A 22255-nucleotide genomic window follows, 5' to 3' on the forward strand; every position below is an offset into this window, starting at 1 on the left:
GCTCCGCGGTGAACGTTCGGCGGCCGTCCGGAAACGACGCCGGCGGCTCGGTCTCACGGCACGGTGTCCCGGCTGCACCGTACGTGCGGCTCTTCCTTCTCCCGGGGGGTGGCGGGAAGCGGTGGACGGGAGCACGCGTGTGCCGGGGGAATCGGACCACCGTGGGCGCGGACCGGGGTCGGTCCACGGGGCACCGGTCAGCGGTGAGCGGTCAGTGGTGAGCGTTTCAGCGGTCGGCGGGCTCCGCGCGGACGTGGTCCGCGGCCAGGTCGACGAACATCGCGTTGTTGAGATGGAAGGCGTGGGTGACCTCACGGGCGATCCGAGGGGGCTCGTCGCCGGCCACGGGCAGCTCGTCCAGGACGGCTCGGTATCGGCGCCGGTAGGCGCGGGGATCGGGGATGTGGTCGAAGTGGTAGAAGAGCGCGCCCTCGTGGGTGTGGCCCCAGGCCGTGGCGGCGAGGTTGCGGACGATCTGGCCGCCGGCGAGGTCGCCCATGTAGCGGGTGTAGTGGTGGGCCACGTACCCGGCCGGCCAACTGCGGGTGACCTCGGCGATCCGTGCGCAGTAGACGCGGGTCGCGGGAACCGGCACCAGGGTCCGCCTCCAGTGGGGCCCGTCAAGGTGTGCCAGGTCGCGCTCCAACGCGGCGACCCGCGACAACCCGGGGTCCACCAGCGGTCCCACCAGCGGATGATCGCTCAGCACCTGTGCGGCGGCCTCCAGTTCGCGGTAGACGAACCAGAGCTGGCGGGACAGGGCGGTGAAGGCCTCCGCGTCCAGCCGACCCCCGAGAAGGTCGTCCATGAACGGCGACTGGCGGGTCTTGTCGTGCTCGGCCCGCATCGCGACCCGCATCAGCCCCGACAGGAGCGCCGAGCGCTCAGTACCCTTCGGTACGGAGTTCGGCTCCACAGCGTCCTCCACGGTCGTCCGGCGCCGGGTGCCTTCGCCGCGACGCGTACTTCACCTATACCGCCCGCCAGAGCCGACCATTCGGATCGTCACTCGTTCGGTGTCGTGCCCGCGCCCTGGCGGGATGAGGGCTACGGGCGGAGGACGCGCACCCGCCCGGCGGGCAGCGAGCGCCGGGCCCCGACCCGGTCGGTCGGGTGCGCGGCGACACGGGCCAACGCGGCGCCGCTGCGCCTGAGTTCGACGGGGTGGTGCCGGCTGTCGGCGTAGAGCCAGCTGTCGGCGTTGCGCGGGCGTCGGGTGCGTTTGAGGTAGGTCGCACGCGGCCCAGCCACCCGCGGCAATCAGGTGGTTGGCCTCACTGGACTGGACGTGTTGGGGGTGTCTCGGTTCCGCGGTCGCCGCCGGGATTGGGTGAATGGGTTCTCCAGCCCCCGAGACATCCGCGACAGGGAGTCCTTCCATGCGTATCCACCGGACCACCGCGGCGACAGTCCTTGCCGCTGCCTGCCTCCTGCTCGGCGCCACCGCCGCCCACGCCGCCACCGCGGACGACGGCGGACAGCACGGCGTCGTCACCTCCACCCAGGACGAGTTCACCGCGGACAACGGCGGCGGCTCCTTCCACACGGAGTCCTTCGCCGCCGTCAACTGACCGACCCGGACCGGGGCGTGTGGGCGACACCCGTCCGCACGCCCCGCCCCAGGAGACCGAGGGCTCGGCTCGTCCGGTGATCGTCTGCCGTGCGACGGGCCTTCCGCCCGCTCGGGGCCGGCTCACGGCTGACCTGTCGTGTACGTGCGACGCCTGCCCGGTGCGCAAGGTCCGCCTCGCCAGTGGCCGGGTGGACGCGGGGCTCGACGCGGCCCTCGACGCGGGACTGGACAGACCAGGCCCGCGATGCGCACCATCGGCTCGGACCCGACCGCGGCGACGACAAGCACGTCGCTCTGCCGGAACACCCCGAGGGACACCGTCTCGCAGGCCGCCGCTGACAGGTCGGCCACCAGTGGCCGCGCCGTCTCCACGAAGCCCCACTGGTTCACCACCCGCACGTCCAGGGCCACCAAGACCTCTCCGGGCCCAGAACCTCCGCGTCGCGTACAAGTGCGGCCTGGCCTTCGGGTCGGTACCCGACCGGGCCGCTCAAGCGGTGCGCGAGGGCTGCGACTTCGTGATGCTGCGCAACGACACGTCGATGCTCGCCGAAGCCGCACGCGGCCTCGCGACCGGGTTCCGGAACCAGGTCACACCGTGCCGTCCGGACAGCGGCAGCGCTGCCGCGTCACCCCAACAGAAGGAAACCGCACGACCTACACCTGGGCCACCGGCCCGAACGAGGCCGGCATTCGAGCGCCATCATCACGGTCGCCCCGACCGGGCCCATCGCCACCAAGTCCGACAACCCGACGCTTCCGACTCAGCCGGACGAGAGCGCCGCCGCGGTGGAGGGGGCGTGGGACTGTCCGTGCCCTTCGAAGAGCGCGAGAGGCTCGTCGAACTCCGGCCGCGCATGGCGACGCTCATCCGCGGTGCGTGCCCCCACGACGGGGTGCGGTCCGGGTGGCCGCACCGCTGGGTACGCACTCGTCCGCGGGACCTGCCCGTGGCGGGGCGGCGAACCTGTGTGACGTGGACCGAGCGCCGATGGCGGTGCGTCAACAGCGGTGCCGGCGCAAGACGTTCACCGAGGCGCTGCCGTCGATCCCACCGCGGTCGCGGTCGACGTCGCGGCCGCGTACCTCGGTCGGGGAAGCGGTCGCCGACCGAGGACGGACTGCGGTGCGGGCCACACGCGGCTTGGAGGTGCCGTGGCCGGTGGCGAACACCGCGTTCACGGCCGCGGCCGAGGCCGCGCCGCCCAAGGACGCGCCGCCGGTGACGCACGGCCGTGCCGGCGATGGCACCTCGTTGAAGCGCCAACATCCGTCCTCGATGGGAACGGCCTGTCGAGGACGCCGACGAAGACCTGTTGCAGCGTGGCTCAGTAGCCTCCGCCACCGCCGGAGGTGGAGGAGGAGGGCTGCGAGGACGGCTTGGTGGTGATCTGCTTGCCGTTGGTGCCGACGACGTACCACTTGGCGCCGAAGTTGTTGAGGCCCTGGCCATTGGTCTGGCCGGACTTCTTGTCCCCGGCGAAGCGGTAGAGGGGGTGGCCCTTGTACGTCACCTGCATGCTGCCGTCACTGCGCTTGGAGGTCGACAGCAGCTTGCTCTGCGCCCCGCCGGTGGCGGTCGGCTTGCCCGTCACCGTGAGCGGCGGCCACGCGGTGGCGCACGCCCCGTTGCAGGTGGACTTGCTGGTCTTGTCCGCCTGGAAGAGGTAGAGGGTCATGCCCTTGTTGTCGACGAGGATCTTGCCGAGTTTCACCGACTTGGTGCTCACCGTCGCCGAGCTGGAACTCGCGGCGTTGTCCGCCGCGTGCGTCCCCGCGGCGGCCGGTGCGGCGGCAGCGGAGCTGTGGGCCGTTTCGCCGGAGCTGGAACAGGCCGTCGCGGCGGCGAGGGCCAGCAGGGTTCCGGTGACTGCGGCGGCGGCTCTGGTGTGGTGCTTCACGATGACTCCTCGGAAGTCCGTCCACCGTGGACGGGGCGATGGCGGCCCGCCTGGGTGGGGCCGCACCACCTCCACTACACGTCCGCGCTCGTCCGCCAGCTACAGGGGAGAGTCATTCGGGCGACCCGGACCCGGTGCTGCCACCGCTGTCCCCACGACCACACCCGCACCGCGCGCCCCCCTCCCTGCCGGTGAACACGCGGAACGGGCTGGTTCGCAGGCTCGACACGCGCTACCCGTCGGCCGGAACGGAGCGGGGACTCGGCTGAAGCCTGGCCCACACCCGGTCCCCGCTCCACCGGGCGAACCTCCGGTAGACCGTCTGCCGGCGGAGACCAGGCCCCCCGTAGCAGTGATCTTCTGGTCCAAGCGGCTGGAGATGCTCGGCTGCGTTGCGCCGTACCGCTACAGGGTCTCCGCGGTGCCGTGGTCGAGGACGCGGACGTCGGCGCCGGACGGCGCAAGGTTGCGGAAGAGCTGGTGATGCAGTTGCTGGTGGATCTCGGCCAGGCCGGCCTGGTGGATGGGGACGGCGATCTCAGGGTCGACGGCGCGGAGGCAGTCGGCGCTCTCGCCGAGCTTCATCCAGGGCCCACCCGTGGGCAGGACAGGCATTGTTGGGGACGTTCGGCGCGAAGGATGGACGCTGGCGTGGTCGACGCGCTGGACCCGCACCCCCGGGTCACTCGTGGAACGACCGGGCCGCGGAGGCCGTCGAGCAGCCAGTCGAGACCGAACCTGCTCGTCGACCGTGATCCGCCCCATCGGCCTGGGCCGTCAACGCGGTGAAGCCCCGCCCCCACGGGCCGTCCGCGACCCACCTCCGCAACCGGCGTTGGACGCCCCGCCAGTTCCGTACTTCTCGGGCAGATACGCCTGCTGCGATCCGCGCTGGAGCTTCCACGCGATCACGTCCATCACCTCACCGCGGTGGCGACGACTTCACCGACGTCCGAGCCTCCGTATGCGGCCGGACCGAGGTTGCGCAGGGTCTCGAACCAGAACTGCTGATCGTCCTGGAACATCAGCTGCCGCATCGCGTCTCCCTCTGAAGGAAGGCCCGGAAGGCGCGCGGGGGCCGACCGGTGAGGCGCTGGACGGTGTCGGCGACGCGGTCCTCCGACCCCGTGGAGATGGCACGGTCCATGCCGGCCAGCATCGCGGCGAACTCCACCGGCATCTGCGCCGTGAGGCGGTCGCGCATCTGCTCGTAGGACAGGCGGCGGTGGGCGACGGGCCGACCGGTGACCTCGGCGATGGCCGTGACGACGTCGTCGTGGTTTGGTTCGCACCCCCGACCTACCAAGAGGCCCTGCTGTCATGCGCCGGCCCTCGCGCGATCACCCGAACAGGAACCCTGTTCGACCAGATCAGCCCCGCCATCGATAAGCGGATGGCGTCTCGGGCCGGCTGCGCTGCTGATAGCGGGCCCGATGACGGGAAGTGTGAAACCAAGCTTCATGACGAGCCCCTTCGGCGTTCCGTCAACTGTCTGATCAGACGGGAAACTCGGTGATGCCGAGGGCGAAGTCCGTGTTCCCCACCCCGTGGTTGGCGAGGCCCACCGTGACCACGCCCGCTCCTTCCAGCCAGTGCGCCATCTTCAGGCCGCCGACGTCCAGCGGGCGCATCCCGAGACTCTCGATGAACGCCTCCACACTCGCCTTGGCCTGCGTGTCATCGCCCGCGAGGAAGACGTCGGGCCGGCCCTTCTCCAGGACTTGCCGGAAGACGGTGTTGAACGCCTTCACCACGCCGGCGCCAGCCGGGGCCGCTTTGGCGACTTCCTGCGCGATCGAGGTCTCCTCGCGGTGGGCCAGCCCGTCGAAGGTGGAGTTGAAGGGGTTGCTGATGTCGACGATGACCTTGCCCGCGAGTGCGTCTCCGTACCTGGCGATGGCCGGCACGACACCGTCGTACAACAGGGCCACGATGACGATGTCTCCGGCCGGGGCGGTGCCCCATTCTCCGGTCGTGGCGCCGTCGCTGAGAGTCTTGGCCAGGTCGGCGGCCTTGGACTGATCGCGACCCATGACCTCGACGGTGTTGCCGCCCGCTATCGCACGCGCGCCGATGGTGCGGGCCATGTTCCCGGTGCCGATGATGCTGATGCTGCTCATGAGATGTCCTGCCCTGGGTGTGGGTTGTTCGGTTCAGAGGGCGGTGGTGCCGCCGTCGGCGACGAGTTCCATGCCGTTGACGTAGCTGGAGTCGTCGGAGGCGAGGAAGAGGGCGGCGGTGGCGATTTCGTCGGGCCTGCCCATCCGGCCACGGGGGATGAGGGACTCGAACTGGCGCTTGGTGGCCTCGTCGAAGAGTTCTTCCTGCTTGGCGGTGGCGACCTGGCCTGGGGTCAGGACATTGACGCGGAGCCGGCGGTCCTTGAGCTCGTTGAGCCAGATACGGGCCCATGCCTGCTGGACGGCCTTGCTGCCGGCGTAGACGCTCCAGCCGGGAAAGGCGCCAAGGGAGGCGTTGGAGCCGGTCATGAGGATGGAGCCGCCGTCGTTGAAGAGCGGGAGGGCCTTCTGGACGGTGAACAGGGTGCCGCGGGCGTTGAGCCCGAACCAGGTGTCGAACTGGGCCTCGGTGATCTCGCCAAGCGGGGCGGGCTCGCCCCCGCCGGCGCTGGCCCACAGCACATCGAGGTGGCCCTTCTCCCGCTTGACGGTGTCGTACAGGCGGTCCAGGTCGTCCAGGTCGGCGGCGTCACCCTGGACGCCGGTGACGTTGCGGCCGATCTGCTTCACGGCCTCGTCCAGGGCCTCCTGACGGCGGCCGGTGATGAAGACGTGCGCTCCCTCTTCAACGAACAGCTTCGCGCCGGCCAGCGCCATGCCGGTGGTGCCGCCGGTGATGACCGCGACCTTGCCATCGAGCTTTCCCATGGTCGTTCCCTTGAGTCGATGGTGCCGTGCGCACCTGGGGCGACGGTGTTATGTACACCGTCCTGTTTATTTACCGTACGGGAGCGGCGGTCGGGGCGCAAACTATGTACACCGTTCGTTACCTAACTGCGGTAGGCTGATGCCATGACGGAGTTGGAGAAGGGCCCCACGGGCCGCCGCCGCGGCCGGGGCGCCCGCGAGCGCATCCTCAGCGCGTCCCAGCAGCTCTTCCGCGAGCAGGGCATCAACCGCACCGGCATGAACGAGCTCTGCGCGGCGGCCGAGGTGTCCAAGCGGACGGCCTACCAGCACTTCAACGGCAAGGACGAACTCGTCGCCGAGTACCTACGCCGGTTCGACCCCTCCGTCCTGTCCGGCGTGTTCGACCGCACCGACCTCACACCCCGCGAACGGCTCCTCGCCGCCTTCGACATCCCCCCCACCACCCCCCTGTGCCCCTACATCGCCGCCGCCGTCGAACTCCACGACCCCCAGCACCCCGCATCCCAGTACGCGCGTGACTACAAGAAAGCCGTCGCCACCCGGTTCGCCGACACCGCCCGCGAAGCCGGCGCCGCCGACCCCGAACAGCTCGGCGAGCAACTCGCGCTACTCCTCGACGGCGCCGGGGCCCGCACCCGGGTCCTCAACGCCGACGCCTTCCCCACCGCCGCCGCCATCGCCGCCGTCCTCATCGACAACGCCATCCCCACCCCTGCGGGCCACGACCGCTGACGGGAAGAAGCGCCGAGTTGACTTGGCGCTCCGGCCGGGGTGAACTCGTTGCCGGTCACGCTGCTGCATCCGCTGTTACACGACACCAGCCGCCCGGCGCCTGGCCTGGATCTACTGGCTTTTACGGAACTGGCCGGGCGGCTCCACGAGACCTTGCTTTTCCTCGCTCACGGGGCCGCCTTCGGATTCCTCTCGGCACGCCGTCTGGTAGTCGCCGGTGGCCGACCGGTGGCCATTCGTGCAGGGAGCGCGCAACGGCGGTGGCCGGGCTGCGGACGAACTGCAGGGAGATGGTGTGGGGTTGTTCAGGTGCCCGGTGGACCCGTTTCAGAGGCCGGTCTGCAACGGCCAGAGAGGGCAGGCCGGCAGGTGCCGACAGCGGCCCTCCTCTGCCTGGCAGGGATGGCCAGCAGGTAATCGGGTTCCTGAAGGCTCGACAGTGGCCGCCCACGGGAAGGGGGGCTGTAGGGGTGGGGCGGCAGAGAAGTCCGTTCAACCCGTCGAGGTGGTGCGGCGTCGTCGTCCCTCAGGCCGCCGGGTGCGCGGATCGCGTCTTCGGGGTCTGCGGGTGCCGGCGACTGGCTCCTGCTTGACGGCGGTGAGGGTTTTACGGGTGTGAGGTACGAGCTGGGTGACCTTCTCTGCGGCGTCGCGGGCGAGGTCGTCCAAGACGGACTGGTAGGTGTCGCGGGTGATGCGGGTGTCGGAGTGGCCGAGGGTCTCGGAGACGGCCTTGACGTCGATCCCGGCCGCGAGCATGAGGGTGGCGGCGACGTGGCGCAGGTCGTGGAGGCGGATCGGCGGCAGGCCGGCGGTTTCCACGAGGCGTTCGAAGAGGTCGCTGACCTTGCCGGGGTGGAGGAGAGAGCCGTCCTCCTGGGTGAAGATCCACCCCGAGCCCTGCCAGTCCTCGCCCCACGCTTCGCGTTCCTGCTGCTCTCCAGAACATCCCCGACGACCTCGACCGCTTCTGCCACGAGCACGCCGGCGGTCCAATCCGTCACGTCCCGGCCTCCGGCACCGGCACGATCGAGTGGGTGGCCGCGTACGAAGCCGGGTACGGACCGCTCCCGTTGATCTGGTGGTTCACCGACGCCGACGGCGACCTGGACGTGACGACCCACGAGGCGTACATGGCCACCGGAACCGTGGTCACCGACTGGGACTGCGTCCCCGCCTCCGGGGACTCCGACCCGGTGGAGCGGGTGTTGGCCCTGCTCGACTGGTACGGCTCCGGCAGCGGGCGCTGCTCCGGCTACCCCGTCCACGAGGGCGTGCCCGGCGAGCTGCTCGGCAGGGTGCCGATCGCCGACCTGATCGCCGCTCTGGCCGATCCGCGGGCCGAGGAGCGGCACGACGCCGGGGCCGTGCGGCATCTGGTGGGCTGGAAGACCCGCCCGCGCCAGAGGCGGGACGTTGCCGGCCTGCCCGAACCGCTGCGTGACCGGTTGCTGGCGCACGCCCGCCGCTCTGGAGACTCCGACAAGCAGGGCCGCGCAGAACGGTGGTTGGCGCCCCCGCGGGCCTGAGAAGTTGTTTCCGGTCGGCGCTGTCGGTGGATTACCAACGCCTCCTGCGAGTCCTTGTCGACCGCGACCGAGATGGCCAAGGTCCGCTCTCGTGTCAGGAGATGGCCGTCTGCTTCGGCCTGGAGGTGGTGCCGACGAAGGTGGAGGCGCTGCGGTCGAAGGCGAAGCGGATGGTGGCCCGGGGGTGGCTGGTCGAGCCGGTGCCTGGTCGGTTCTCGCTCTCGCAGGGTGTGGCCGGACAAGGCGATGGATGGTGAACGGCGATCGTCAGACCCGCAGGGTTTCAGCCTGGGGGTCGTAGCAGACGAGCCCGTGCTCGCGTGCCAGGGCGGCTGCGTACTCGGAGACTTCCTCCGCTCTGCTGTAGGACATGAGCAGATAGACGATCGGGCCCGATGCCTCGTCGATGACGGGCGGTGACGCCCAGGGGCTGCCGGCGACATCGTCCGGATACCGTTCGACGAGTGCCTCGACGTAGGCCTCGATACGCGGCGACGGTTCGGTGATCGCGTCTTCCGATTCGAAGTAGCGGTCGTAGAGCTCGTCGAAGACAGCGCCGGCTTCGTCGTCGCTCGGTTGCTCTCGGTGCCAGACGGCCAGGTCGTAGCTCATGTGCGAATGATCGCAGGCGCCGGATGGCTTTGGTCACAAGCCCCAGTACCGGACCGGTTCACGCTTGCGAAGGGCGTGGCCCGGCAAGGGGGCGGGTCATGAGGAGGGACATTGACCAGTAGATCATCGCCTCGGCGCTGCTGGTGGTCCGCTCGAAGTCGCGCACCAGGCGCCGGGTGCGCATCAGGTGGGCAAAGAACCGTTCGACGATCCACCGCTTGGGCAGCACCGCGAAGCCGCGCATGTCGTCGCTGCGTTTGACGATCGCCAGGACCAGGGCAAGGGCGGTGAGGCAGTGGGTGATGATGCCGCCGGTGTAGCCGCCGTCGGCCCAGACCATTTCCAGCCGGTGGTGTGCCTCGGTGACCCGCGCGAGCAGGGTCTGCGCGGCGGCGCGGTCGCCGGTGTCCGCGGGGGTGACCATCACGGCAAGCAGCAGGCCGAGGGTGTCGACCACAGCGCCCTGCTTTCATGTCTGGCGCCCGCCGCGATCAGCCGAACGAGACCCCTGTTCGAGCAGCACCACTCAAGATCGGAACGACAACAGCGACTGAGACCCGCCAGAGTGCGCAGGGTGATGACGCTGGTGGCGCTGGTAGGTGCATCAACTTGCTGGTGTTGGTTCCCCACTCTTCTGGTGTTGACTGGCCCGATGCCGCCGACGCCAGAGCAGCCAGACGCCGACCTCGTCGCAATAGTCCAGGGTTTGCTAAACAGCCGCCGCCTGGACCGTCAGGAGCGACCAACGGTCCTCCGGCTTCCCCAGGGCACGGACCCGGACGAGCTGGCCCGCCTCCGGGCTGAGCTGGGCCAGTGGGCGGGCCGGCCCCGCAACCTGGCCCTGGACCGCTTCGTCGACCCGACCGTTTCCGAGAGCTGGGGCCTTGCGCTGCTGGAGCCGTTCGGTGACGAGCTGGTGGAGTTGGCAGCCTGGGGATATCGGGCCAACTGGGTCGGACTGGGCCGGATCGCCGTCGGCAACGGGACACAGCCGATGCTGGTGATCGCGGACCGCCGTGACCCCGCATGGGCCGGACTCCCAGAAACAAGCTCTTGGACCGAGAGACTGTGCGCGCTCACCGGCTGGGAGTCGACGGGCCGTCCCGCCGTCGACTGGCAGGCAGCGGAGGCTGCGCTGGGCACCGCCCTGCCCAGGGACTACAAGGAGATCATCGACGTGTTCGGCCCGGGAAGCTTCGACGGATACGTCGACCTTCTCGTCCCGAACGGCCAGGTCCTGGACCTCATCGCCTGGTCCAGGGGCAACACTGGCCGGTTCGCTCCACACCCGGCATATCCCGCTCCCCACGGGCTGCTCCAGTGGGGCAGTTCCGAGCAGGAACTCGACTTCGCCTGGCAGACGGGCACGGCTGACCCATCCGACTGGCCCCTGCTCGTCCGTGAGGACAGCGGCGCAGAGTGGCGGCGGTTCGACTGCAGCCTGGACGAGTTCCTGGTCCGCCTGCTCACCGATGTCGGGCTCGGCTTTGCGCCGAGCTATCTGCTGGACAGCCACCACTTCGAAAGCTGGGACCGCTAACCACTCCGATCGCTCCCCGCCAACCCCCACCCGTTCAACACCGGACGAACTGAGGCGGGCAGCAACCCTGGTCGCTTTCGACCGTCCTCATCAGCGGTCCGACGAAGGCGGTGCGGTCAGCAACGGGGAGGAGGACGTGGGCGGCATGGGTCGTAGTGGCCGAGTTACCGAGCCCCTGCCGCACCAAACCCGAGATCAATCGAGGGGATAGTGCACGGTCGGAATAACCCCCTCCCGCCAGTAGTCCGCGAACTCGCCCCCGACTGCAGCTTCACCGAGCCCGGCCCCGACGGTCGGCTGCGGTACAAGCTGCGCGGCAAGGTCCTCAAGGGCCGCAAGCTCACCGGTGAGCAAGCCGAATGGGTCGTGCTCGACATCGTCCACCAGGCTGTGGCGCTGCTGCACGCGGTCAACGACGATCCCACGCACCTGTTCGGCCACAAGGGCGTCAACAGACACGACCTCGTCCTGTACGGGTCGGTCAACCTGCGCCTGAACACCTTCCGCGACCACCTCAACCAGCTCTTCGGCACCCCCGAGACCCCTTTCATCCCGCCCGTGCCCGCCACCGAGCCACCTGCCCCCACCGCCGTGACAGCCTCCGCGTACAACCGCCGGCTCCTCGACCAGCTCACCACCTGCCCCGCCCTGGTACTGACCGACACCATGGACGTCCTTGCCTGGAACCCGCTGGCCGCCGCTTTGCTTACCGACTTCGGTCAACACCCCCAGCACCGACGCAACTAGTGTCCTGAGTCGTTAGTTCTCTTGCGGTTGTAAGGCGAGTCGGTGCCTGGTCCGAAGCCTTTGCCGTTGGAGCTGTCCGATCACGAACGCCGCGTGCTGCGGGGCTGGTTGCGCAAGCAGACCGCCTCTCAGGCACTGGTGCTGCGGTCGAGGATCGTGCTGGCGTGCGCGGAGGGCCGGCCGAACGCGCAGATCGCGGATGGCCTGGGTGTTTCCCGGGAGACGGTGCGCAAGTGGCGGGCCCGGTTCGTCGCGGACCGGCTGGAGGGCCTGGTGGACCGGCCACGTTCGGGAGCCCCGCGAACGATCACGGACGAGCAGGTCGAACCCCTGGTCTCCAGGACACTGGACCAGTCGCCACCAACGGGTGACTCGCACTGGTCGACGCGTTCGATGGCCCAGGCGGCGGGCATGTCGCAGTCAGCCGTCTCGCGGATCTGGCGGGCGTTCGGCCTCACGCCGCACATCGTGGAGACCTGGAAGCTGTCGACCGACCCGCAGTTCGTGACCAAGGTCCGCGACGTGGTGGGCATCTACCTGTCACCGCCGGAGAACGCCCTGGTCCTGGCGGTGGACGAGAAGTCACAGATACAGGCCCTGGACCGCACCCAGCCGGTCCTGCCGATGGCGCCGACCGTGCCGGCGAAGATGACACACGACTACGTCCGGCACGGCACGACCAGCCTGTTCGCCGCCCTGGACATCACCTCCGGCTCGGTCATCGCCCCGCACTACCGCCGCCACCGCCACCAGGAGTTCCTCCGCTTCTTGAAGGTCATCGACGCAGCCGTCCCCCAGCACCTCGAACTCCACCTGGTACTGGACAACTACGCCACCCACAAGACCGAGCCGGTCAAGAAGTGGCTGCTCCGGCACCCCCGCTTCCACCTGCACTTCACCCCCACCTCGGCGTCCTGGCTCAACCTCGTCGAGCGCTGCTTCGCCGAGCTGACCTGCCGCAAAATCCGCCGCTCGGCGCACCGCAGCATCGTCGAACTCGAACGGGACATCCGCGGCTGGATCAACGAGTGGAACAAGAACCCCAAGCCGTTCGTCTGGACGAAACCCGCCGACGACATCCTCGATACCCTCGCCGCATACTGCACACGGATTAACGACTCAGAACACTAGTTCTTGCTCAGTGCGCGGGTCACGCCGGCCACCACAGCGGTCGTCAGCGTCCAGCCGATCGCGATCAGCGCGTAGGTGGCCGCCTGCAGCGCCCCGTCGGTCCAGTGCCACGCGTCGCGCTGGCCGAAGCCGCCGATCGGGATCAGCAGGTCGAGCGTGTAGACCACGGCGTTGAACGGGGGGCCCTCACCCGGCTTGTCCGGACTGGGGGTGTGCGTGCCGAAGACCAGCGCGCCCAGCAGGGTCAGCACGGCGAGCCAGGCACCGGCCAGCCAGGGGCGGTAGCCGTAGCCGACGGTGGCGTCCAGCAGGTAGCCCCAGAAGCGGCTCCAGGGAGGCAGCAGGCGGCGGCGGTGGCGCTGTTTGGCCAGCAGGGTCCGGCGCGCCTCGTCGTCGTGGCCGATCCGGCGGTAGTGGCCGGCCAGTTGCTCGTACGGCTGCGGTGAGTACCCGGGATTGCGGCGGATCCACTCCAGCCTCCCCCCCACCGTGTCCGGCTCGGACCGGATCGAGTCGTAGGCGAAGCCCTCCAGCTGTATCTCGGGCGCCCAACTGCGGGGGTCGTCCTGCACCCAGGTGGCGCGTACGCCCCGCAGGTCGAGGGAGCCGGCGGGTGGGGTCGCGCAGCGCAGGTCGAGATCCTGGACGCGCAGTCCGGTCGCCACCAGGGACCGGGGCGAGCCGCCAAGGACGGCCTCCTCGAAGGAGAGCAGGTCGGATATCTGCGCCCCGCGCATGTGCACGCCGCCGTCCGCCGTGAACCCCTGGTTGCAGCGGATCGCCGAGACCTGCGCGTTGTCCGCGCCGAGGGCGACGCCTCCCGGGGCCTCCAGGCGGGCACCGCCCATGAACAGCCCGCCGGACAGCCGCGCCCCCGGGAACATCACCGCCCCGCGGCTGCGGAAGCCGTCCTCGCAGATGACCGCGCCGTCCATCACGATGCCGCCCGCGGACACGGCGACACCGTCCGGCGCCGACACCACGGCACCGTCCAGCCGCAGCCCGCCCGCCACATGGGCGTGGATGAGCTCGACCGCGTTGCGCCCTTGTCCCTCGATCACCGAGCCGCGCAGGTCGAGACGCCCCCCGATCCGGGCCGAGGGCGCCGAGAACCCGGGCAGCCGGCTGCGGACCACGGCGACCGCGAGCGTCGAGGCGCTGTCCAGCCGCACCCTCTGCTCCAGCCGACAGCCGTCGAGGTGGAGTAGATGGCGTATCTCGGCCCCTTCCCAGGCGAGCGCGCCGGTGATCCGGGCGCCGGCCAGCCGCAGGGCCGCGACACCCCCGGACAGCCCGCTGCCCCGTCCCAGCAGAAGCGTTGTCAACGCCTCGGCCCGCACCGTGCGTTCGGGGCCCCACTCGTCGCCGCGGCCCACGTCCTCACCGCCGCCGCCACCCGGCCGCAGGTCCACCTGGCGCCCCTCGGCGAAGGCGTCCCACAACTCCCTTTCCGGGCTGGTCAGTTCGTCGTAAGTCAGCACCCGAGCAGCCTACGTTCGGGCAGCACCCCGCAGGCCTGCCGCGGCCACCCCTGGGAGGCCGCAGCCGGAGAAAGGCGTCGGAGGGGGCCGGACGAGGCGGTCGGCCTCCTCCCTGACCTGCAAGAATGCCTTTCTGAGCGGGAAGCGAACTCGCGTTAGACCCCGAGTTACGCCCTCACGCGGACACGGTCAGCTACTGGTGGTCGGTATGGGCGCGGCAGTCATCCGTTCAACCGCTCCGGCAGCATGGTGCTCAAGCACCCGGTCGTCGCGGCCCTCGGCGGCCGCTTGCGAGTCTGCTCTGACCTGCGGCAGCGATGTCCGTCTAAAGGATCGTGAGTTGGTTCGGGCATGTGCTCAGGCTCCAACGGGGGTCTGGTCGTCGGTGACACGCGCAGTGCGGTGTGCGTAGGCGTCGGCTACCTGGAGGAGCCACTGGGTGTCCCCGCGCAGGTCCTTGCGGGAGGCGGCTTCCGCCGACGGCCCGGCGACCTCATCAGCGAGGCGGCCGGCCTTCATCGCGGCCAGCGCCGCCTTCACCACGGCGGCCTCAACGATTGCGGCATGCTCCTCCGTTCCGGCTTCGGTGGTTCGCTGGACGGTCTCCAGGACCTTCTGGGAGCGGTAGGGGCGCCGAGCGAGGATGCCGTCGCTGATCTCGACAACTCGCCGCTGGAGCAGGAAGTCCGCGTCGTCGGCTGCCGAGTTCTGGTCGTGGCGTGCGGCGGGCAACACGATCGTCGGCATGGCGGCTGACAGGTCTTGCCAGAGCGGGCCGAGCGCGTCGAAGGAGCGCGTTTCCCAGCGGTGTCGTTGGGCTTGAGCGATGGGGTAGGCCACGGCGGGCAGAGTGAGGCCGATGCAGAGCAGCAGTATCGAGAGCACGGGGAACGTCACGCCGAAGAGGCAGGGTGTGGTGATCAGCGAGGAGCAGTCGGTGTCGTCGGGGACGGGGTGGAGGTTCAGGCCCAGGGTGACCAGGACGGTCAGCTTGTACGCGGTGTACATCAGGGCGAAGGCGCAGCCGGCCGCGGTCAGGCGGAGGCCGAGCTGGACGCTCCTTCGGCGGGTTGTCCTCGACTGTCGCAGGGTCTGCTGGGCGAAGTCGATGATGGCGAAGCCGAGGTAGACGATGAACAGGAGCAAGTGGAGCGCGTGCACCTGCGGAGAGGGGCCGATCATCTGCTCGTACGTGAACAGCACCGCCATCCCGAGGGCCGTCGCGGCGAGGAGTTCCAGGCTCAGCCGAACTCGATGTCCTGCCTCTGCCGGTTCGAGGTCGAGCTGGAAGCACACGGCCAGGACAGCGGTGGCATCGGCCAGCGAGGCGCAGTTGCTCAGCAGCCGGTCCAGGTGCGGCACGATCGCTCCGACGGAGTTTGCGACCCGCGGTGAGTTGAAGGTGAAGGCCACCGCGGGGTTCATCGACAACCAGGCGCCTGACCCCGCCGTGGTGACGGACGTGGCGTGGAACATGGTCGGCCACAACGAGCCCGCGCGACTGTGGCTCCCCGGTGCGGTTCGTGCGGGCAACCAGATGCGGTGGACGCTGCTCAGCCCTGAGGCCCGCGAGCAGCTCGTGGACTGGGAACGCGACTGGGCCCGCCCCTACTTGGGGCAGATCCGGTATGAGCGGGGCAACCACCCGAAGAACGAAGCCCTGCGGCGTCTGGAGCGAGAGATCCTCGCAGGGTCGGCGGCGGCGCGAAGGATCTGGGACGGCGGGAGATGGTCGATCACGGCGACGGCGCTCTGCGCAGGCTCAAGCTCCCGTATCACCAGGGCCGCGAGGTCGCGGTCCGCACGGTCGCCCTCCGGCCCGCACGCAGCGACAGACTCCGCGTGATCGTGCTGATGGAGGACTGCGAAGAGCCGGCCGACCCCTGAGCTGCTGAGCCCGGGCCGCCTCGCCCTGCGGTGGGCCACATGGCCGGCCCTCCACCACGGTGGCCGCGTCACGGGCCGCCGACGCCGGCGAGGTGGGGCGGCATCTGGAAGCGAGCCAGGCGGCCCAGGCGCTGCAGCAGCACCGCCATCGATGCCAGGCGGCTGATCATCAGGTCCCAGTGCGCTTCTGGCTGCGCCGCATCGTGACCTGGACCCATCCGCGCAGTCCAGGCCGTACCGGGTGTTCGCCGCCCGAAGGCGATCATTTGCGGTGCGGACCGCGGTGAACCCTAGACTTCGGTGACGCTCCATTCAGGAGAGGCCACTGGTCGTGACCGGCCGTCGTCGGATAGCACACGAAACCCTGCGGACAGGAGCCGGACCGATGCCCAGTGATCTCGTGGACTCGGCCGTCGAGGAGTTCGCGCTGGTGGTGGACCGACGGGCCACGGGCTCCGCGTCGGGCGCCGGTGTGTATGGCGCGCGTACCGCCGAGGGGCGGCAGGTGTATCTCAAGGCCACACCCGCCGAGTTGGGCGCCCGGGCACTGGCTGCCGCCCGCCGGGAGCTGAACTTCTACCGGCAACTGGCCACCGCCCTCCCGGTCGTTTCCGCGGCTGCTCGGCGCCCTCGACGACGGCCAGGGTGTGGTGCTGCTGCTGCTGGAGAAGGCCGGCACACCGCGGGACGCGGCGTCCTGGACCCCGGACATGTGGGCACGGCTGGGCAGGGAACTGGCGGCCCTGCACGGCACGCCGCCACCGACCGATGACTACTGGCGGCGTCCCGATATCCTGTTGCAGGCGCTGACCGCTCCTGACACGGCCGCCGTCACCGCTTTCTGGCAGCCAGCGCTACCGCAGCTGGCCGAGGTGGTCGCCCGCCGCGACGAGTTGCTGACCCGCAGCGCATCGCTGCCCGCGGTCCTGGTGCACGGCGATTGCCACACCGACAACGTCGTCTTCAGCGACGGCCGGCCGGTCCTCTGTGACTGGCAGGAGTCCGTGATCGGACGGCCGGTGTCCGATCTGGCCTTTCTGAGCGTACGGGCCACGCCCACCGGCATCACGGTGCCTCCCGCTCTCCTCGACGCCTATGCGGAGGCTGGCTCGCACGACCGCGGCGCCCTGGAACAGGCGCTGCTGGCCGAGGAGCTGGCGATGTTCGTCTTCCTGTGGCCGGGCTACGCCACCTATATCGACCGCGTGGGCACGGAGCGGATCCACCGGCGGGGGCGAGAGTTGGCTGACCGGTACTTCCGCGATACCGACCGATAGACGTCATCAGCCAGCCAGCCAGCCAGCCAGCCAGCCAGCCACGCCACCGAAGCGACGCACGCACCGGGGCACCAGGCGGCGATCACCGTGAGCAGGGAGGCGCCGGCTGCCGCGCTCCAGACCGCACCGACGGAGGCAGTGGAGTAGTGGAAACGGTGGATGACGGTAATCGGGGCGGCGGCCTGCAGCACGCCGCTGGCCAGGTTGGATGCGGCGAGTCCGCCGATCAGCCAGGCCAGAGCCGGAGTTCGGCGCGGGGTCCGCCACCCGGTCAGCAGACTGCTCGGCGCACGGTGTCGGTCGTCGTGCAAGGCTTCGGCGGCCTGCGTGGCGGCGGCAGCGGTCATCGCTAGCAGCGCCACCACGGCGAGCAGGACGCTGGCTCCGGCCAGCAGCAGCACGCCGCCCAGCAGCGGGCCGACGAGGACGGCGCCCTGGTCGATCCCGGTCTGCGCGGCCTGCGTACGGTGAACTCGGTCTGCCCGGCGACGGCCGGCTTCGGCGCCGAGGGTCTCCACCGCGACGAAGGAGACCTCCGCCAGCAGACCCGACACCGCCCCGAAGGCCAGGACCACGACCGTTGTCCCGGTTCCCGTCTCGCCGCGCTCGCCCGGTGACCAGAGGTAGGCGAGCAGACCGGCGGTGTTGCTGGCGCGCTGAAGGTGGGCGATCACGGCATGGACCTCGAAGGAGAGCGAAGGGGCGGAGCCCGTGCTCGGGCTTCCGGGTGATGAGGAGCCGCAGAATCCGCGATTTGGCCCGTCCGGAAACCGGTGGTAGAACCCCGCGCTCGTCATGCCGACGCGTGGAGTCCGTGGTCGTGGGCGAAGTACGCGCAGGCCGAGCGGGCGAAGGCGGTGTCGCCGTGCAGCCGGGCCCAGCGGCCGTCCTGGCGGGTGACGGTGGCGACGATGTCGAGGCCGCCGGCCTGGTTGCGCAGCGCCACCCAGCGGCAGGCGGCCGGGTCGTCGTCCGGTTCGATGCCGGTGCCGTCCAGGACCTCGCGCGTCAGCTCGAACCAGTCGTCGTCGTCCAGCTCGACCGTGGTGGTGTTGCGGATCGCGCAGTGCCACGTCAGCCGCCGGGCCGGGACGTGTCCGGTGCGCGGTTGGCGCAGGGCCGGCGGCTCGTCGAGCACAGCCGCCAGCAGCGGCAGGGAGATGTCGTCCTGGGCGGTCAGTTCGGGCGACCAGGCCGTGAGCAGATACGGCTGGAAGCCGGGTTCGCTGCCGTGCAGTTGGGTGCGCAGCTGCTGGTCACCGCGTGCCGACGCGTGTCAGAGGGTGGTTGCCGCCTCGGCCCTGTTTTCCTGAAGCTACGGCGAAGTGACAAGTAGCTTCCTGTAATCAGAGTGATGCTCGGTCAGGGCGAGCAAGGCGGGGCCCGGGGAGTTTGCCGGCCGTCCCGAGGGTGGCGAAGTTGGCGTGGGCCGCCTCGACGGCTTCGGGGTATGCCTCCCGCTTGGCGTGTTCGGCGAGCGCCCGGTAGATGCTGGCCACCGAGGGGTTCTGGCCCTTGCGCTAGCCGGTGGGGATGAACAGGTCGGGGCTGGATCTGCTCGGCGGACTCGCCGCCCGCGCGGCGCCGCAGCACGGTGTGCAGCATGTTGTCGGTGATGACCGGCGGCCGGCCGCCGTGCTTGCCCTTGCGGGCTGCGGTGTCGAGCCTCTCCAGGGTGGACTCCCGGATGTTCTCCCGCTCAGTCTCTGCCATCGCGGCGAAGAACGCGAACAGCAGCTTCCCGGGGCCGGTGGGGTTGGTAGATGCCGGGCAGGGGCCCGGCGAGCATCTCCAGCACCAGGCCGTGCGCGGTGAGATGGTCGGCCAGCGCGGTGAGTTCGGCCGCATCGCGCCCGAGCCGCTTCATCTCGTACACCGTGAAGACGACCCGACAGCGAAGGCGGAAGTCCCCGATCGCGCGGATCGGGGACTTCACCGAAGGCCGCCGGAGGGAACCTGTTGCGGCCCCGGGGTGCCGGTGCCGTTTATGCGGCGGAGGTGAGTTCGGCGCGGCCGAACAACAGCGCGTGGCCGGTGGGGAGCTGGTGGAGGATGCGGGTGATGAGGTCAGGGCCGGCGTGGGCGGCGACGGCCGCGAAGACGGAGCCGGTGTCCCAGCGGGTGGCGGCCAGGGATGCGCCGGAGCGGGCGGCGAGGTCCTTGACGAAGGCCCAGCCGGTCAGCGGCTGGGCGTCGGGGACCTGTGCGGTCAGGACGCGTGCGGCTTCCAGGGGCAGGCAGGCGGCAAGGTCGACGCGTTCGTCGCCGGTCAGTTGGCGCCCCAGCCCCGCGAGAACCAGGCGGACGGCTTCCTCGGCTCGCTTGCGGGTGGGGTAGGCGCCTTCGTAGCGGACCTTCTCCAGCATCTGCTCATACGCCGTCGAGTACAGCTGCTGGTGCTCAGCCGGTACACGCACGTCGGTGATCACTGCGGTGTGTGCCTTTCGTGGAGCGGTGCAGGTGTGGGGCACCGAGGTAGGGGTCAGGTGGGCTGGGGACGGCCGAAGAGGAGGTCGTAGCCGGCGGGGAGCTGGAGCAGGATCTGCCCCAGCAGGTCCTCGCCGGCCGTGTCGGCGACCGTGGACAGCACGGCGCTGACATCCCAGGTCGCGGTCTGCTCGGTGGCGCCCTCGATCCAGGCCGCGGTCGCCCGCACGAACCGCTCCGGGGGGAGCGGTTCGGCGCTCTGCAGGGGGTTGAGCAGGATCAGGGCGAATTCCTCCGGGAGACGTGCCGCGAGCTGGGCGCGGACCTCGCCGACCAGATGCGCGCCGAGCAGGGCGAGCACCACACGGGCCGCGCGCTCGGCTTCCTCCGCAGTGCCGTACTCGCCGCGTTCCTTCACATCGTCGAGGAATGCTTCGCGTCGCCGAGTCATCTCGGCCGTCACCCCTTCTTGTCCTTCGGACTGCGCACGGGGTGCGGAGGGCGGGTGAGGGGAAGATCAGATGCCCGTCCTGCGCACCTGTCCGGTGTCAGCCGGAGATTTCCTTGTGGCCGGATGATCCGACGCCGATGGAGATCTTGCGGGGCTTGGCGCGCTCCGCGATCGGGATGCGCAGGGTCAGCACGCCCGCGTCGTAGTCGGCCTTGATGTGCTCGGTGTCGAGGGTGTCGGCGAGCACGATCTGGCGGGAGAACACGCCCAGCGGCCGCTCGGACAGCTCCATCTGCACGTCGTCGCCCTTCGCCACCGGCCTGCGCTCGGCCTTGACGGTGAGCATGTTCCGCTCGACGTCGATGTCGATCGCGTCCGCGCTCACGCCGGGCAGGTCGAAGGCCACCACGAACTCGTCGCCCTCGCGGTAGGCGTCCATCGGCATCGCCGACGGCTTCGACCAGGTACCCGGCCCCATCAGCTGCTGAGCGATCCGGTCCATCTCATGGAAGGGGTCAGTGCGCATCAACATCGTGAAACACCTCCAGCGGGTTCGGGCAGTTGCTGCCAATGCGCTGCACTGACACTGTTGTAGCATGTCATCCAATGGATGACAAACATGAAGTCGTCCATTGGATGACAAGGAGGAGGTGTCGTGACCACAGCCGACCAGCCGTCCACGCCCAGCACCGGCGCCCACCGCCCGGCGACATTCCTCGCCGCCGCGGCCGCCCTGAAAGCCATAGAAGACGCCCTGCACACCGCCCGGGACGAGGCTCCCGACACCACCGGCTCTCCCGTTCCCGGACCGGAGGCGGCCCTGGCCTCCCTGATGCTGCTCCGGCAGGTCCGCGAGCAGCTCGCCGGATGGGAGACCGGGCTGATCGAAACGGCCCGCGACGCGGGCGCCAGCTGGGCCGACCTCGCCCAACCCCTGGGCGTAGCCAGCCGCCAGGCCGCCGAACGCCGCTACCTGCGCGGCCGTCCCGGACCCGTCGGCACCACCGGCGAACAACGCGTCCAGGCCACCCGCGAACGCCGCGCCGCCGATCGCACCGTCGCCGCCTGGGCCCGCCACAACGTGGCCGACCTGCGCCGCCTGGCCGGCCAGATCACCGCCCTCACCGACCTTCCGCCCGCCGCCCGCCGCCCGCTCGGCGCGCTTCACGCCGCCCTCGCCCACGACGACCCCGCCGACCTCATCGCTCCCCTTGCCGCCACCCGCCCGTACCTGGCCGCCGCCCACCCCGACCTCACTGCCCGGCTCGACACCCTCACACCTCCCTGACCCCACCCCACGCACCGCGACAGCAGCCCGGTCACGTCCGCCCCTGGGAAAACGAGGGGAGACCTGGAAGACCGACGCGGCCGGCCTGCGGGCCAACCTGCGTGGTCAGCTCCTCCCGGCCCGACACCTCACCAACGATTCCGCCGCCCCATGGCGAGGCTGGGGGATGGGTCTCCAGACTCCTGAACCGGCCGCGCTCCCCACCGGGGGGGGTCGAGGTGGTGTGGTTGTGCAAGGTGCTGTTCCGGTTGACGGCGTGAGGTTGGTGCGGGTGGGCTCCCGGGAGGGCTCGGGAGCGCGCACCCGTTCACGTTCAGGTGGTGAGTTCCTCGGCGGTCCGCCAGTGGGGTTGGAGGCGTTCGCGGACGAGGTGGGTGCGGTTGAAGACGTGGGCTTTACCGGCTGGTTGGACGGTGATGCCGTGGAGGTGGCGGCGGATGAGGGTGCGGCGCTGGTTGATCGTTCCGTGCAGCCAGGTGGCTGCGTCGGGGACGGGGGCTGTTGTGTGGGTGGCTGCTTCTGCTGCGGCGAGGGTGTCCTGGAGCGTGGAGATCTTCGTGTTGATGGCGTGGACGAGGTGGAAGAAGTCGTCCTCGGTAAGAGCGGTTTGGGCGGGAGCGTCGTCGGCCCACCGTCGCATCAGGTCGTTCTTGCGGGCTTGCTCGGTGGCGAGGGCGTTGCGCGTGTCCATGAGGCGCGCGTCGTCGTGAGCACCGTTTCCGTGCTGGCGTATGGCCGCGATAAGCCGTTCGAAGTACGTGGTGAGGGCTTGCTCGACGGCCCTCTCG

General features: G+C 70.1%; 30 protein-coding genes and 4 pseudogenes. 13 read left to right on the forward strand and 21 right to left on the reverse strand.

Annotated features, from left to right (window positions below):
- Positions 1 to 226 precede the first annotated feature (226 nt).
- Both OG896_RS38300 and OG896_RS38305 read right to left on the reverse strand, forming a co-directional pair.
- Positions 227 to 916: a biliverdin-producing heme oxygenase gene (locus tag OG896_RS38300; protein ID WP_329372908.1), complete on the reverse strand. Its 690-nt coding sequence runs from the start codon at positions 914 to 916 to the stop codon at positions 227 to 229.
- A gap of 131 nt (positions 917 to 1047) precedes the next feature.
- Positions 1048 to 1251 carry a hypothetical protein gene (locus tag OG896_RS38305; RefSeq protein WP_329372910.1) on the reverse strand — a complete coding sequence of 68 codons (204 nt, stop codon included), beginning with the start codon at positions 1249 to 1251 and terminating at the stop codon, positions 1048 to 1050.
- A 128-nt stretch (positions 1252 to 1379) separates the two neighbouring features.
- Here OG896_RS38305 and OG896_RS38310 point away from each other — a divergent pair, with 128 nt between their 5' ends.
- The 3 genes from OG896_RS38310 (at position 1380) to OG896_RS40545 (ending at position 2799) form a co-directional block, all read left to right on the forward strand.
- Complete coding sequence (locus OG896_RS38310) at positions 1380 to 1571, forward strand: hypothetical protein (protein WP_329372912.1); 192 nt, start codon at positions 1380 to 1382, stop codon at positions 1569 to 1571.
- A 731-nt stretch (positions 1572 to 2302) separates the two neighbouring features.
- Entirely contained in the window at positions 2303 to 2548 is a 246-nt protein-coding gene (locus OG896_RS40540) for a hypothetical protein (RefSeq protein WP_443057289.1), read from the forward strand.
- Positions 2431 to 2799, forward strand: coding sequence for a transposase family protein (locus OG896_RS40545; protein WP_443057290.1), 369 nt, complete (start codon positions 2431 to 2433; stop codon positions 2797 to 2799). Before OG896_RS40540 ends, OG896_RS40545 begins: the two co-directional genes overlap by 118 nt.
- A 102-nt stretch (positions 2800 to 2901) precedes the next feature.
- Here the strand turns inward: OG896_RS40545 and OG896_RS38315 are convergent, their stop codons facing one another.
- The 5 genes and pseudogenes from OG896_RS38315 to OG896_RS38335 all read right to left on the reverse strand — a co-directional run bounded on the left by OG896_RS38315 (position 2902) and on the right by OG896_RS38335 (position 6362).
- Complete coding sequence (locus tag OG896_RS38315) at positions 2902 to 3474, reverse strand: COG4315 family predicted lipoprotein (RefSeq protein WP_329372914.1); 573 nt, start codon at positions 3472 to 3474, stop codon at positions 2902 to 2904.
- A gap of 405 nt (positions 3475 to 3879) precedes the next feature.
- A complete protein-coding gene (locus tag OG896_RS38320) occupies positions 3880 to 4089 on the reverse strand; it encodes a hypothetical protein (protein WP_329372916.1) in 210 nt (69 codons plus the stop codon).
- Between the two features lie 409 nt (positions 4090 to 4498).
- A pseudogene (locus OG896_RS38325) lies at positions 4499 to 4732 on the reverse strand (ergot alkaloid biosynthesis protein); the annotation flags it as partial.
- Between the two features lie 238 nt (positions 4733 to 4970).
- Positions 4971 to 5594, reverse strand: a complete 624-nt coding sequence (locus tag OG896_RS38330; protein WP_329372917.1) for an NADPH-dependent F420 reductase — start codon at positions 5592 to 5594, stop codon at positions 4971 to 4973.
- Between the two features lie 33 nt (positions 5595 to 5627).
- Entirely contained in the window at positions 5628 to 6362 is a 735-nt protein-coding gene (locus OG896_RS38335) for an SDR family NAD(P)-dependent oxidoreductase (RefSeq protein ID WP_329372919.1), read from the reverse strand.
- 144 nt (positions 6363 to 6506) lie between these two features.
- Between OG896_RS38335 and OG896_RS38340 the strand changes: the two genes are divergently transcribed.
- On the forward strand, positions 6507 to 7097 hold the full coding sequence (locus OG896_RS38340; protein WP_329372921.1) for a TetR/AcrR family transcriptional regulator: 591 nt from the start codon (positions 6507 to 6509) through the stop codon (positions 7095 to 7097).
- 492 nt (positions 7098 to 7589) lie between these two features.
- Here the strand turns inward: OG896_RS38340 and OG896_RS38345 are convergent.
- Positions 7590 to 8036: pseudogene (locus OG896_RS38345) on the reverse strand (tyrosine-type recombinase/integrase); the annotation flags it as partial.
- Positions 8037 to 8134: 98 nt separating this feature from the next.
- Here OG896_RS38345 and OG896_RS38350 point away from each other — a divergent pair.
- Together OG896_RS38350 and OG896_RS38355 are read left to right on the forward strand one after the other, a co-directional pair.
- A complete protein-coding gene (locus OG896_RS38350) occupies positions 8135 to 8626 on the forward strand; it encodes a hypothetical protein (RefSeq protein ID WP_329372923.1) in 492 nt (163 codons plus the stop codon).
- 14 nt (positions 8627 to 8640) lie between these two features.
- Positions 8641 to 8883: pseudogene (locus tag OG896_RS38355) on the forward strand (hypothetical protein); the annotation flags it as partial.
- Between the two features lie 10 nt (positions 8884 to 8893).
- Here OG896_RS38355 and OG896_RS38360 read toward each other — a convergent pair.
- Positions 8894 to 9238 (reverse strand): hypothetical protein, encoded by a 345-nt coding sequence (locus tag OG896_RS38360; protein ID WP_329372924.1) that lies wholly within the window; start codon positions 9236 to 9238, stop codon positions 8894 to 8896.
- A gap of 58 nt (positions 9239 to 9296) precedes the next feature.
- A complete protein-coding gene (locus OG896_RS38365; RefSeq protein WP_329372926.1) occupies positions 9297 to 9695 on the reverse strand; it encodes a transposase in 399 nt (132 codons plus the stop codon).
- Positions 9696 to 9944: 249 nt separating this feature from the next.
- Here OG896_RS38365 and OG896_RS38370 point away from each other — a divergent pair, with 249 nt between their 5' ends.
- From OG896_RS38370 to OG896_RS38380, 3 genes are all read left to right on the forward strand, one after another.
- The gene (locus OG896_RS38370) at positions 9945 to 10778 is read left to right on the forward strand and encodes an SMI1/KNR4 family protein (RefSeq protein WP_329372928.1); all 834 of its coding nucleotides are present in this window, start codon (positions 9945 to 9947) and stop codon (positions 10776 to 10778) included.
- A gap of 210 nt (positions 10779 to 10988) precedes the next feature.
- Positions 10989 to 11525 carry an MmyB family transcriptional regulator gene (locus OG896_RS40550; protein WP_443057213.1) on the forward strand — a complete coding sequence of 179 codons (537 nt, stop codon included), beginning with the start codon at positions 10989 to 10991 and terminating at the stop codon, positions 11523 to 11525.
- 42 nt (positions 11526 to 11567) lie between these two features.
- Positions 11568 to 12656, forward strand: coding sequence for an IS630 family transposase (locus OG896_RS38380; RefSeq protein ID WP_329372930.1), 1089 nt, complete (start codon positions 11568 to 11570; stop codon positions 12654 to 12656).
- Here the strand turns inward: OG896_RS38380 and OG896_RS38385 are convergent.
- Positions 12653 to 14137, reverse strand: a complete 1485-nt coding sequence (locus tag OG896_RS38385; protein WP_329372932.1) for an oxidoreductase — start codon at positions 14135 to 14137, stop codon at positions 12653 to 12655. The genes OG896_RS38380 and OG896_RS38385 overlap by 4 nt on opposite strands.
- A 357-nt stretch (positions 14138 to 14494) precedes the next feature.
- Positions 14495 to 15562 carry an MAB_1171c family putative transporter gene (locus tag OG896_RS38390; RefSeq protein ID WP_329372934.1) on the reverse strand — a complete coding sequence of 356 codons (1068 nt, stop codon included), beginning with the start codon at positions 15560 to 15562 and terminating at the stop codon, positions 14495 to 14497.
- Positions 15563 to 15611: 49 nt separating this feature from the next.
- Between OG896_RS38390 and OG896_RS38395 the strand changes: the two are divergent.
- Positions 15612 to 15803: pseudogene (locus OG896_RS38395) on the forward strand (MmyB family transcriptional regulator); the annotation flags it as partial.
- Between the two features lie 62 nt (positions 15804 to 15865).
- Positions 15866 to 16024 (forward strand): hypothetical protein, encoded by a 159-nt coding sequence (locus OG896_RS38400; protein WP_329374608.1) that lies wholly within the window; start codon positions 15866 to 15868, stop codon positions 16022 to 16024.
- Between the two features lie 68 nt (positions 16025 to 16092).
- On the opposite strand, the gene OG896_RS38405 is transcribed toward OG896_RS38400, so the two are convergent.
- On the reverse strand, positions 16093 to 16290 hold the full coding sequence (locus OG896_RS38405) for a hypothetical protein (protein WP_329372936.1): 198 nt from the start codon (positions 16288 to 16290) through the stop codon (positions 16093 to 16095).
- 351 nt (positions 16291 to 16641) lie between these two features.
- Between OG896_RS38405 and OG896_RS38410 the strand changes: the two genes are divergently transcribed.
- Positions 16642 to 17301 (forward strand): aminoglycoside phosphotransferase family protein, encoded by a 660-nt coding sequence (locus OG896_RS38410; protein ID WP_329374548.1) that lies wholly within the window; start codon positions 16642 to 16644, stop codon positions 17299 to 17301.
- On the opposite strand, the gene OG896_RS38415 is transcribed toward OG896_RS38410, so the two are convergent.
- The 7 genes from OG896_RS38415 to OG896_RS38445 form a co-directional block, all read right to left on the reverse strand.
- A complete protein-coding gene (locus OG896_RS38415) occupies positions 17217 to 17975 on the reverse strand; it encodes a hypothetical protein (RefSeq protein WP_329372937.1) in 759 nt (252 codons plus the stop codon). The two genes, OG896_RS38410 and OG896_RS38415, sit on opposite strands and share 85 nt — an antisense overlap.
- 119 nt (positions 17976 to 18094) lie before the next feature.
- Complete coding sequence (locus OG896_RS38420; RefSeq protein WP_329372939.1) at positions 18095 to 18439, reverse strand: hypothetical protein; 345 nt, start codon at positions 18437 to 18439, stop codon at positions 18095 to 18097.
- A 208-nt stretch (positions 18440 to 18647) separates the two neighbouring features.
- Positions 18648 to 18800, reverse strand: a complete 153-nt coding sequence (locus tag OG896_RS38425) for a hypothetical protein (protein WP_329374609.1) — start codon at positions 18798 to 18800, stop codon at positions 18648 to 18650.
- Positions 18801 to 19000: 200 nt separating this feature from the next.
- Entirely contained in the window at positions 19001 to 19177 is a 177-nt protein-coding gene (locus tag OG896_RS38430; protein ID WP_329372941.1) for a hypothetical protein, read from the reverse strand.
- A 109-nt stretch (positions 19178 to 19286) separates the two neighbouring features.
- Positions 19287 to 19730 carry a DUF2267 domain-containing protein gene (locus OG896_RS38435; RefSeq protein WP_329372943.1) on the reverse strand — a complete coding sequence of 148 codons (444 nt, stop codon included), beginning with the start codon at positions 19728 to 19730 and terminating at the stop codon, positions 19287 to 19289.
- A gap of 53 nt (positions 19731 to 19783) precedes the next feature.
- Positions 19784 to 20179 (reverse strand): DUF2267 domain-containing protein, encoded by a 396-nt coding sequence (locus OG896_RS38440; protein ID WP_329372945.1) that lies wholly within the window; start codon positions 20177 to 20179, stop codon positions 19784 to 19786.
- Between the two features lie 97 nt (positions 20180 to 20276).
- Positions 20277 to 20711, reverse strand: coding sequence for an Hsp20/alpha crystallin family protein (locus OG896_RS38445; RefSeq protein ID WP_329372947.1), 435 nt, complete (start codon positions 20709 to 20711; stop codon positions 20277 to 20279).
- A 123-nt stretch (positions 20712 to 20834) separates the two neighbouring features.
- On the opposite strand from OG896_RS38445, the gene OG896_RS38450 reads away from it, so the two are divergent.
- Positions 20835 to 21467 (forward strand): type III effector protein, encoded by a 633-nt coding sequence (locus OG896_RS38450; RefSeq protein WP_329361731.1) that lies wholly within the window; start codon positions 20835 to 20837, stop codon positions 21465 to 21467.
- A 313-nt stretch (positions 21468 to 21780) separates the two neighbouring features.
- Here the strand turns inward: OG896_RS38450 and OG896_RS38455 are convergent, their stop codons facing one another.
- Positions 21781 to 22158 (reverse strand): hypothetical protein, encoded by a 378-nt coding sequence (locus OG896_RS38455; RefSeq protein ID WP_329372949.1) that lies wholly within the window; start codon positions 22156 to 22158, stop codon positions 21781 to 21783.
- Positions 22159 to 22255: the final 97 nt, after the last annotated feature.

This window comes from Streptomyces sp. NBC_00669, from assembly GCF_036226785.1.
Classification (GTDB): domain Bacteria; phylum Actinomycetota; class Actinomycetes; order Streptomycetales; family Streptomycetaceae; genus Actinacidiphila.